This is a genomic window from Dietzia sp. SYD-A1 (assembly GCF_015356725.1).
Classification (GTDB): domain Bacteria; phylum Actinomycetota; class Actinomycetes; order Mycobacteriales; family Mycobacteriaceae; genus Dietzia.
Map to the genome: position 1 here is coordinate 1 of NZ_JADDKI010000014.1, position 10051 is coordinate 10051.

Consider the following 10051-nt stretch of genomic DNA (forward strand, 5'->3'; position numbering starts at 1 on the left):
CGACCGGGCTGGTCGGCGGCCCCCGGCGCCGACCGGTGGCACTGGGTGTCGGGGCACGACGAGGCGGCGTCGACCGCCGCGGACCTCGGGGGCCGCCCGTTCCTCACCGTCGGCCGACAGTCACTGGCGAGGTTCGTCGGTCCGCTCGCCACCCGCGAGGCGCTGGTGAGGGTGGTCGACCCGCCCGAGGGGATGATCCCCGCCCGGTGGCGGCTCCTGCTCGACCGTGGTCCCTACTCGGCCGAGGGCGAGCGGGCGCTGTTCACCGCGCACCGGGCGGACGTGCTGGTGACCAAGGACTCGGGAGGCGTGCACACCTGGCCGAAGATGGCGGTGGCCGCCGAACTCGGGGTGCCGGTGGTCGTCGTGCGCCGCCCGGGGGCCGCTCCGGGTGTGGAGGTGGTGGCCGACGCGGTGGCCGCCGTCGACCGGGTCGGGACCCTGGCCTGAGGAGGCTCCCGGACGCCGGGTTCCGGGCCGATCCACAGGATCCGATTACGGGGTTAACACATGTGTAGAGACGATCGACGCCTCGCCTGGCCGCGTCCGTCCTTGCGGGACCCGATCTCGCGCGGGTCTGCATCGCCGCAGGTCAATCAAGTCGAGGACGGTGGACTGGCCTCACGTATCACGACTCCGGCGCCACCCGCAGGGACTTCGCCCAGCCCGGCGCCGCCGAGAACATGATCAGAGAAATCGGCCTAAACACAGAAATGTTCGGACACCTGAGAATAGTGTGGTCTCCATCACACCAGGAGGCCGAGTGTTATCAGTTCGTAATCTCGAAGTCGTCTACGACGACGCGATGCTCGTCATCAGAGGTGCGAGTTTCGACGTGCCGGACGGCCACATCGTCGCGCTGCTGGGCGCGAACGGAGCCGGCAAGTCGACGCTGCTGCGCAGCCTCTCCGGACTACTCGATGTCCACAACGGGGCCATCACCAAGGGGTCGGTCACCCTCGACGGGGAGGACATCGGTTCGCTGAGCGCACCCGCGATCGCGCGACACGGCGTCAAGCACGTCCTCGAGGGGCGACGGATCTTCAAGGAGTTCTCGGTCGAGGAGAACTTGCGCATCGGCGCGCACGTCACGCGCCGCCACCTCCGCGAGGGCCTCGATCGCGTCTACGGGCTCTTCCCCGTCCTCCACGAGCGCAGGTCGCGAGTCGCCGGCTACCTGTCCGGCGGCGAGCAGCAGATGCTGGCGATCGGCCGGGCGCTCATGTCCGCACCGCGATTCCTCCTGCTGGACGAACCGAGCCTGGGCCTGGCGCCCAAGATGGTGGAGCAGATCCGGGACATCATCGTGGAGATCAACTCGCAGGGGACCGGGGTGCTGCTGGTCGAGCAGAACGCGGCGATGGCGCTGTCGATCGCCAGGCACGGGTACGTGGTGGAGACCGGCCGCGTGGTCATGGACGGGCCCGCGGCGGACCTGCTCGACAACGACGACATCCGCGAGTTCTACCTGGGCGCGCGCTCGGACTCCGACGGGACGAAGTCCTATCGCAACGTCAAACAGTACCGCCGGCGCAAGAGGTGGGCATCATGACGAACCCGTCCACGACCAGCCCGGTCGTCGAGTTCTCGCAGGTGAGTTTGGCCTTCGGGAACCTCAAGGCGATCGACGGCGTCGACTTCACCGTCAACCCGGACGAGCTCTTCGCGATCATCGGCCCCAACGGCGCCGGGAAGACCAGCATCTTCAACGTGCTCTCGGGGGTGTACCGGCCGCAGCAGGGGTCGGTGAAGCTCAAGGGTCAACAGCTCCTGGGGATGCGTCCGCACAAGATCGCCCGTCTGGGGGTCGCCCGGACCTTCCAGAACGTCGAGTTGTTCGCCAACCTGACGTTGGTCGACAACCTCATGCTGGGTCGCCACGTGAAGTTCCGCTACGGCACACTCGCCGCGATCGCCTGGGTGGGGCCGGCCAGGCGCCAGGAGGAACTGAACCGCGCCGCGGTCGAGGAGATCATCGACCTGCTGGAACTGCAGGCGTGGCGCAAGCTCCCGGTGGGCCTGCTGCCCTACGGCATCCAGAAGCGCATCGAGCTCGGGCGGGCGCTGGCGATGGAGCCGGAGATCCTCCTGTTGGACGAACCCGTGGCCGGGATGAACCTCGAGGAGACCGAGGACACCGCGCGCTTCCTGCTCTCGATCCGACAGGAGTTCAAGACCCCCATGATCCTCGTTGAGCACGACATGAGCCTGGTGATGGACATCGCGGACCGCGTGCTGGCCATCGACTTCGGCGCCCCGCTGGCCCTCGGCACCCCTGCGGAGGTCCAGAGCCACCCGGCGGTGGTGGAGGCCTATCTGGGCGGCCAGGCCGCAGTGCCCGCGGACGGAGGGGGGAGCTGATGAGCACCACCACTCTGGCCACGCGGGTCCGGGACAACGCCGCCGCCCACCCCGGGGACGTGGCACTGCGGAGGAAGTCACGGGGTGTCTGGCAGCCGACGACCTGGGCCCAGTACTGGGACCAGATCCAGGACGTCGCGCACGCGCTGATCGCGCTCGGGATCGACACCCAGGACCGAGTCGCGATCCACAGCGAGAACCGGCCCGAGTGGCTGATCTGCGATATCGCGACCGTGGCCGTCCGGGGCGTCAGTGTGGGCGTCTATCCGACCAACCCGGCCGCCGAGGTCGGGTACCTGCTGGAGAACAGCCAGGTGAAGCTGCTCGTGGCCGAGGACCAGGAGCAGGTGGACAAGGCCCTGGCGGTCTCCGACCAGTGCCCTGACCTCACCCACATCGTGTACCTGGAACCGCGCGGGATCCGGGGACACTACGACGACGAGCGACTCATCCACTGGGACGACTTCCTGGCGCTCGGGCGCGAGCACCGTCTGAAGGACCCGGAGGCGGTGGTCAGACGGATGGAGCAGGCACGACCTGACGATCTGATCACCCTCGTCTACACCTCCGGGTCGACCGGCCCACCCAAGGGCGCCATGCTCACCACGTCCAACGTCGAGTTCGCGATCGACACCGTCATGACCCGCGGGGGGACCTCCGATCCGCCCCCGGGGCCCTCCGATTACGTGCTGACCTATCTCCCGCTGTCGCACGTCGCCGAGCGCTTCTTCACCACGTGGATGAGCTGCGCGAGCCGACTCCAGGTGACCTTCGCCGAATCCATCGACACCGTGCCCCAGAATCTCCAGGAGGTGCAGCCCACCCTGGTGATGGGCGTGCCGCGGATCTGGGAGAAGCTCCTGGCCTCGGCCCAGATCCGTCTGGAGGACGCCACCTGGCTCAAGCGGAAGTGGTCGGGTTTCTGGCTGGCGCGCGCCGAGCGGATCGGCGACGCGCTGGTCTCGAACGGCGGACGGCACACCCCGGCCAGCCGAGCCTGGTACGTGCTGGGGTGGATCTGCATGTATCGGGCTCTGCGGGTCCGGACGGGCCTGCGGTACGCACGGCACGCGGTATCCGGAGCGGCACCGATCGCCCCGGAGGTCCTCAAGTTCTTCATGGGGATCGGCGTCCCGATGCACGAGCTCTACGGGATGACGGAGAACTCGGCGATCGCCACCACGAACAAGCCCGGACGGGTCAAGCTCGGGACCGTCGGTGAACCCCACGAGGGCACCGAACTCAAGATCGACGAGAGGACGGGCGAGATCCTGGTCCGCAGCCCGGCGGTGTTCGCCGGGTACTGGCGAAACCCCGAGAAGACGGCCGAGACCATCGACGCCGAGGGCTGGCTGCACACCGGGGACGTGGGCGAGTGGGTCGACGGGACCCACGTCAAGATCACCGACCGGATGAAGGACATCATCATCACCGCCGGCGGCAAGAACGTCTCGCCGTCCGAGGTCGAGAACGCCCTCAAGGTGTCCCCCTACATCAAGGAGGCCCTCGTGATAGGCGACGGTCGCAGGTACCTCACCGCCCTCATCGGGATCGAGCTCGACACAGTCGGTGACTGGGCCACCCGCAAACGGATCGCCTACACAACCTACCGGGACCTGACGGAGAAACCCGAGGTCCGCGAGCTGGTACAGGGTGTCGTCGACGCCACCAACGAGAGGTTCAACGCCGTGGAGCAGGTCAAGGCATTCGCGCTGCTGCCCAAGGAGCTCGACCACGACGAGGGCGAGCTCACCGCCACCCAGAAGGTCAAGCGGTCGGCGGTGACGGGGATGTTCGCGGACCTCGTCGACGAGCTCTACGAGGGGGCACGATGACCCAGTTCCTCAGTGCCCTGAGTGTCGGTCTGGGGTCGGGTGCCATCTACGCACTCGTCGCGATCGGCTTCGTCATGATCTTCAAGGCCACCGGCGTCATCAGTTTCGCGCAGCCCGCGTTCCTCATGTCCGGGGCGATCATCGTCAGCTTCCTCGCGCCGGTGATGGGGTTCTACGTCGGGGCGATCCTCGGGGTGATCGCCATCGGTGTCATCGCCCTGCTGGTCGAGCGGGCCGCGATTCGCCCGATGGTCGGCAAGGCGGTGTTCATCGTGGCGATCATCACCGTGGGGTTGGACATCGTCATCCGAACCGTCGCCGGGATGTTCCTCGGTACCCAGCCGCGCTCGGTCGGGGACCCGTGGGGGACCGACGTCTCGGTGATCGGCGGGGTCATCGTCCAGCACCGGCACGTGGCGGCGTTCGTCACCGCCGCCGTGATCGTCGTCGCCCTGCTGTTGTTCTTCCGGTACTCCTCGGTGGGCCTGGCGATGCGTGCGGTCGCCTCCGACCAGGAGGCGGCGATGGCCCAGGGCGTCAGCGCCAGTGCGATCTTCGCGCTGTCCTGGGCGATGGCCGGGGCCCTGGCGGCACTCGCGGGGATCTTCGCCGCGACGGGCGGCCCGATCGGCAACACCTTGTGGCTCGTGGCTCTCATCGCGTTGCCCGCGATCGTCATCGGCGGGTTCGACTCGATAGGCGGCGCGATCATCGGCGGCCTGACCATCGGCATAGCCCAGGCCATGGTCTCGACCTACCACAACCAGTGGTTCGACGGCAGCGGCGTCATGCCCGAACTCACCACGAACCTGGGTCCGCTGATGCCCTGGATCATCATGCTGGCCGTGCTGCTGGTCAGACCCCACGGATTGTTCGGCACCAAGGAGGTGGAACGGGTATGAGCACACTCGTATCGGCGGCGGAACCGTCGGGGGGATCCCCGACGCCGCGGACCGCGACCGGGCGACGGGCCGGCTTCTTCGGCGGTCCCCGCGGGCGGCCGGAGCTCTACTCCAGCTACCGGCAGGAGCAGGCGCTGTTCAACACGCGGGCCAAGGCGCTGGGCGCCGCCGTGCTCGTCGTCCTCGCCGTCCTGCTGCCGCTCAACGTCAGCGACGACGTGCTGCGGATCCTCGGGCTCGGGCTGGTCCTGGCGATCGGTGGGATCGGGCTCAACCTGATCACCGGTTACGCGGGGCAGATCTCCCTCGGTCACGCCTTCTTCGTGGGGGTCGGCGCGTACACCGCCTCGGTGGTGGCCGGCGATCCCGAGGGGCGTGCGCTGGGCCTGGGGATCACCTTCATCCCGGCGTGGATCCTCGCCGCCGGTGCGATGGCCGCGCTCTGCGGGGTGATCGTGGCGCCGCTGGCCACCAGGTTGCGGGGGCTGTACCTCGCGGTGGTGACGTTGGGCCTGGTCTTCCTCGGCACGTACATCTTCACCGAGTGGGGGAGTGTCACCGGTGGCCAGGGAGTCGGTCGCGAGGCCCCCGGCCGATCCTGTTCGGGGACGACCTCACCCTCGATAGCGCGTTCACCTCGGACCAGAAGTTGTACTGGTTCTTCCTCGCGCTGCTGTTGATCGGGGCGCTCGCGGCCCGGAACATCGCGCGTTCACGGGTCGGCCGCGCCTTCGGAGCCATCCGCGACCGTGACATCGCGGCCGGCGTCATGGGTGTCGACCTGGCCCGTTACAAGCTCATCGCGTTCACGGTCTCGTCCTTCTACGCGGGTGTGTGCGGGTCGCTGCTGTTCGTCGCGAACCGGCACTTCGGTCCGGAGCAGTTCGGGCTGATCATGTCGATCCAGTTCGTCGCGATCGTCTTCATCGGCGGCGCCGCGACGATCTCCGGCACGATCATGGGCGCCCTGCTGATCGCGTCGCTGCCCCGGATCTCCTCCGAGATGGCGCACTTCGTCCCCTACATCTCCACGGCGCCCAACGTCAGCCCGAACATCTACGAGGTCGAGGCGATCCTGTACGGCGGCCTCATCGTCGCGTTCCTGTTGTTCGAGCCACGCGGCCTGTTCGGCATATGGCTGCGGATGCGGATGTATTGGAAGAGCTTCCCCTTCACCTACTGACCCCACCCACGTCTGATCCCACACATCGAACACCGAGGAGAACATCATGAAGTCCAAGACGCTACGCAGCGGGGTGGCCGGTCTGGCGGCCGTCGCCCTGGTCCTGTCGGGCTGTGGTCGCGACGACGCCTCCGACACCGAGGTCGCCGGGATCACCGACGAGCCGTGCCCGAACGCGGTCGACGAGTCGAACGGCTGCATCTACCTGGGTGCGGTCACCGACCTGACGGGCCCGTTCTCCCCGGTCGGCGCCCCGATGATCGAGGGCGCGCAGGCCTACTGGCAGAACGTCAACGAGAACGGGGGCATCGACGGCTACGAGGTCGACATGGTGACCCACGTTCGCGACAGCGGTTACAACGAGACCACGCACTCCCAGGAGTACCGGGAGATTAGGGATCAGATCCTGGTGCTGGCGCACTCGCTGGGCACGGCCCACACCAATGGCATCCTCGATGACACCCGGCAGCAGAACATCCTGGCGGTCCCCGCCTCGCTGGGGTCGAACTGGCTCTTCGAGGACGGCGTGCTGGAGTTCGGTACCAGCTACTGCGCCGAGGCCATGAACATGGTCGACTACGCCGTCGACGAGCTCGACGCCACGAGCGTCGGGATGGTGCACTTCCCCGGTGACTACGGCGACGACGCGGCCAACGGGGCGGAGATCGCCGCCGAGGAGCGCGACATCGAGTTCACGCGGTACACCACGGCGCCCGGCGGCACCGACGAGCAGACCGCGGTGATCCAGCGGATCCTGGCCGACCGTCCGGACGTCGTCCTGCTCGCCACCAGCGCGATCGAGACCGGCGCCATCGTGGGTGCGACCGTCGCGCAGGGGTACGAGGGCCAGTTCATCGGCGCCACGCCCACCTGGAGCGCGGGGCTGATGGGGAGCCAGGCGGCTCCCGCGCTGGAAGCCCGGTACCGGGGCGCCGCCACCGTCGCGCCCTGGGGATACGACTCCGAGGGTCACAACGAGATGCGCGAGTTCGCCGAGTCCATCGGGGCCGAGCCCAACGACTGGTTCGTGCTGGGATGGGCCGCCCAGACCGTCATCCGCGGTCTGCTCCAGCAGGCCATCGAGAACGACGACCTCACCCGGGCCGGGGTCTTCGAGACCGCCGACCAGCTGACCGGGTTGGACACCGACGGCATGTTCGCCGAGGGCGCAGGTGACTACTCGGGTGACGTCAACGAGCACGCGTCGCGCTCGACCATCTTCAACCGGATCGAGGCGGGCAGCCCGACGGGTCTGGTCCTGGAGGAGGAATGGTACGAGGGGCCGACCGCGGCGGACTTCGAGTTCACCGAGGCGTGCTACCTCATGTGACCGAACGCGCTCGGTTCAGCTGACGCGAGCCGCCCGTCGACCACCGTCGACGGGCGGCGCGCTGTGCACGCGGGCGACCTCGGCCGCGAACCTCGCGGCCAGTGCGGGGTGCCCGGCCCAGTGGGTGTGGAGGTACGAGGCGTGCAGGGTGGGGGTCGCGAACCCCTCGACCCGGTCGCCCCAGGTCCACGCCGCGGACGCGCCCGCGCCAGATGTGCCCGCACCGGAGCCCGGGGTGACCGTGGTGCGGTGGAACTCGTGGCCGGTGACCTCGGTGCCCGCCACGGTGAGGAGGTTCGTCGACCCCGCGGTGACGCGGCGGTAGCCCAGCGTGAGGCGCGGGGACATGGCCGCGTCCGCCGGCACCGCCCCGATCATCGGGGCGCCGTCGAGGGTGCGACAGAGGTAGAGCAGTCCCGCGCACTCGGCCACGGTGGGCACACCGGCGCCGAGGGCGGTCCGCAGCGCCGTGAGCATCGGCCGGTTGGCGGCCAGTCCCGCCGCATGCACCTCCGGGAACCCGCCGCCGAGGTAGACGCCGGCGGTGCCCTCGGGCAGTGCGGAGTCGGCCAGTGGGTCGAAGACGGCCACGTCGCACCCCGCGGCGTCGAGCAGCTCGACCGTCTCGGCGTAACGGAAGGTGAAGGCGCGGCCTCCCGCCACGGCGACGACCGGACGACGTGGCCCGGACAGTGCCAGTGCCGGCGGACCCGAGTCGGGCAGGCCCCCGACCAGTGCCTCCTCCGCGGACCAGGCCGGACCGGCCAGTGGCGGCGCCGCGTGGGCCAGGCGCATCACCGCGTCCAGGTCCACCGAGTCGGCGAGGCGGTCCGCGAGGTGGTCGAGGCTACCGGCGGCTCCCGGTCGCTCCGCCGCCGGGACCAGGCCGAGGTGACGGGACGGCGCGGTGACCTCGTCGTCCCGGCTCAGCACCCCGAGCACGGGGATCCCCAGCGGCTCCAGGGCGCGGCGTACCTCATCCGAGTGGCGGAGAGACCCGGCCTTGTTGAGGATCACCCCGCCGATGCGGACGGAGGGGTCGAACGTCGCCATGCCGAGTACCACGGCGGCGATGCTGCGCGAGGCGTGGGAAATGTCGACCACCAGCAGCACCGGGGTGTCGGTGAGGCCGGCGACGTGGGCGGTGGAGGAGAAGCCGTCGCCGCCGATCTGGCCGTCGTACAGGCCCATCACGCCCTCGATCACGGCGACGTCGGCCGGGCGCGGCGCGGCCTGCGCCCCGTGGAGCAGCAGGGGAACGATCGCGTCCTCGCCGACCAGATGCGGGTCGAGGTTGCGGCCCGGTCGTCCGGTGGCGAGCTCGTGATATCCCGGGTCGATGTAGTCGGGCCCCACCTTGTGGCCCGAGACCGTGAGGCCCCTGCGCCGCAGCGCCGCCATGAGCCCGGTGGCGACGGTGGTCTTGCCGTGACCCGACGCCGGCGCCGCCACCACGAGCCGGGGCAGGTGCGTCACCATTCGATCCCCCTCTGCCCCTTCTGGCCGGCGTCCATCGGGTGCTTGACCTTGGTCATCTCGGTCACCAGGTCGGCGGCGTCGAGCAGCCGGGGGTCGGCGTCGCGGCCGGTGATCACCACGTGCTGGCGACCGGGCCGCGACGTCAGCGTCTCCACCACGTCCTCGACGTCCACCCACCCCCACTTCATGGGATAGGTGAACTCGTCGAGCAGGTAGAGGTCGTGTCGCTCGACGGCCAGCCGGCGCGTGATCTCCGCCCAGCCCTCGGCGGCGTCGGCGGCGTGGTCCTCCTCGGTGCCGTCCTTGCGCGACCAGGACCAGCCGGAGCCCATCTTGTGCCATTCGACGGGCCCGCCCTCACCGGTCTCGGCGTGCAGTCGGGCGAGGCGCTCCATCACGGTCTGTTCGCCGATGCGCCACTTGGCGGACTTGACGAACTGGAACACGCCGATGTCCCAGCCCTGGTTCCACGCGCGCATGGCCAGGCCGAACGCGGCGGTGGACTTCCCCTTGCCGGGCCCGGTGTGGACCATGATCAGGGGTTTGTTGCGGCGTTGCCGGGTGCTCAGCCCGTCGTCGGGCACGCGGGTCGGTTGTCCCTGCGGCATCAGGCCACCTCTCCCTCGGGGTGTGCGGGGCTCTGTCGCGCGGCCGTGCGGGTCCGGACGGTGTCGGTCAGCCCCTCGGCCGTCACCTCGCCCAGCGGGATGTGTTCGGCGCCCAGGTGGGCGGCGAGTTCGGAGGCCAGGCCCATGCGGAACCGACCGCTCTCGCAGTCCACCACCACCGACGCCACCGGTAGGGAGGCCAGCCCGGCCGCCGCGGCGTGGGACCGGGCGAGGGCGTCCGGGCCGTGGGTGGCGCGGCCGTCGGTGACGACGACGACGAGGGGTCTGCGCTGCGGATCGCGGACCCGGGCGATGCGGAGCACCTCGGCGGTCGTGAGCAGGCCCTCCGCCAG

Annotated in this window: 10 protein-coding genes and 1 pseudogene; 8 read left to right on the forward strand and 3 right to left on the reverse strand. The window is 69.5% G+C overall.

Annotation, left to right across the window (positions count from 1 at the left end):
* The 8 genes from IY392_RS00675 to IY392_RS00705 form a co-directional block, all read left to right on the forward strand.
* On the forward strand, positions 1 to 450 hold a 450-nt coding region (locus IY392_RS00675; RefSeq protein WP_194860267.1), incomplete at its 5' end, for a precorrin-6A/cobalt-precorrin-6A reductase.
* Positions 451 to 763: 313 nt separating this feature from the next.
* Positions 764 to 1552 carry an ABC transporter ATP-binding protein gene (locus tag IY392_RS00680; protein ID WP_182612293.1) on the forward strand — a complete coding sequence of 263 codons (789 nt, stop codon included), beginning with the start codon at positions 764 to 766 and terminating at the stop codon, positions 1550 to 1552.
* Positions 1549 to 2361 carry an ABC transporter ATP-binding protein gene (locus tag IY392_RS00685; RefSeq protein WP_107755349.1) on the forward strand — a complete coding sequence of 271 codons (813 nt, stop codon included), beginning with the start codon at positions 1549 to 1551 and terminating at the stop codon, positions 2359 to 2361. Before IY392_RS00680 ends, IY392_RS00685 begins: the two co-directional genes overlap by 4 nt.
* Positions 2361 to 4196, forward strand: coding sequence for a long-chain fatty acid--CoA ligase (locus tag IY392_RS00690; protein WP_194860268.1), 1836 nt, complete (start codon positions 2361 to 2363; stop codon positions 4194 to 4196). The genes IY392_RS00685 and IY392_RS00690 overlap by 1 nt, the downstream gene beginning before the upstream one ends.
* Complete coding sequence (locus IY392_RS00695) at positions 4193 to 5098, forward strand: branched-chain amino acid ABC transporter permease (protein WP_107755351.1); 906 nt, start codon at positions 4193 to 4195, stop codon at positions 5096 to 5098. The genes IY392_RS00690 and IY392_RS00695 overlap by 4 nt, the downstream gene beginning before the upstream one ends.
* A complete protein-coding gene (locus tag IY392_RS19400; protein ID WP_255541983.1) occupies positions 5095 to 5778 on the forward strand; it encodes a branched-chain amino acid ABC transporter permease in 684 nt (227 codons plus the stop codon). The genes IY392_RS00695 and IY392_RS19400 overlap by 4 nt, the downstream gene beginning before the upstream one ends.
* On the forward strand, positions 5748 to 6281 hold the full coding sequence (locus tag IY392_RS19405) for a branched-chain amino acid ABC transporter permease (RefSeq protein ID WP_255541984.1): 534 nt from the start codon (positions 5748 to 5750) through the stop codon (positions 6279 to 6281). Before IY392_RS19400 ends, IY392_RS19405 begins: the two co-directional genes overlap by 31 nt.
* A gap of 46 nt (positions 6282 to 6327) precedes the next feature.
* Positions 6328 to 7611, forward strand: coding sequence for an ABC transporter substrate-binding protein (locus tag IY392_RS00705; RefSeq protein ID WP_107755353.1), 1284 nt, complete (start codon positions 6328 to 6330; stop codon positions 7609 to 7611).
* A gap of 15 nt (positions 7612 to 7626) precedes the next feature.
* On the opposite strand, the gene IY392_RS00710 is transcribed toward IY392_RS00705, so the two are convergent.
* The 3 genes and pseudogenes from IY392_RS00710 to IY392_RS00720 form a co-directional block, all read right to left on the reverse strand.
* Positions 7627 to 9090 carry a cobyrinate a,c-diamide synthase gene (locus IY392_RS00710; protein WP_107755354.1) on the reverse strand — a complete coding sequence of 488 codons (1464 nt, stop codon included), beginning with the start codon at positions 9088 to 9090 and terminating at the stop codon, positions 7627 to 7629.
* Positions 9084 to 9698 carry a cob(I)yrinic acid a,c-diamide adenosyltransferase gene (gene cobO, locus IY392_RS00715; protein WP_107755355.1) on the reverse strand — a complete coding sequence of 205 codons (615 nt, stop codon included), beginning with the start codon at positions 9696 to 9698 and terminating at the stop codon, positions 9084 to 9086. Before cobO ends, IY392_RS00710 begins: the two co-directional genes overlap by 7 nt.
* Positions 9698 to 10051 (reverse strand): annotated as a pseudogene (locus tag IY392_RS00720) (magnesium chelatase); the annotation flags it as partial. The pseudogene IY392_RS00720 and the gene cobO, both read right to left, overlap by 1 nt.

Excerpts from the sequence above, each read along its gene's own strand:
- IY392_RS00695 (WP_107755351.1), top strand. The coding sequence starts at position 4,193 with ATGACCCAGTTCCTCAGTGCCCTGAGTGTCGGTCTGGGGTCGGGTGCC.
- IY392_RS19400 (WP_255541983.1), top strand. The coding sequence starts at position 5,095 with ATGAGCACACTCGTATCGGCGGCGGAACCGTCGGGGGGATCCCCGACG.
- IY392_RS00685 (WP_107755349.1), top strand. The coding sequence starts at position 1,549 with ATGACGAACCCGTCCACGACCAGCCCGGTCGTCGAGTTCTCGCAGGTG.
- IY392_RS00710 (WP_107755354.1), bottom strand. The coding sequence starts at position 9,090 with ATGGTGACGCACCTGCCCCGGCTCGTGGTGGCGGCGCCGGCGTCGGGT.
- IY392_RS00705 (WP_107755353.1), top strand. The coding sequence starts at position 6,328 with ATGAAGTCCAAGACGCTACGCAGCGGGGTGGCCGGTCTGGCGGCCGTC.
- IY392_RS00690 (WP_194860268.1), top strand. The coding sequence starts at position 2,361 with ATGAGCACCACCACTCTGGCCACGCGGGTCCGGGACAACGCCGCCGCC.
- cobO (WP_107755355.1), bottom strand. The coding sequence starts at position 9,698 with ATGCCGCAGGGACAACCGACCCGCGTGCCCGACGACGGGCTGAGCACC.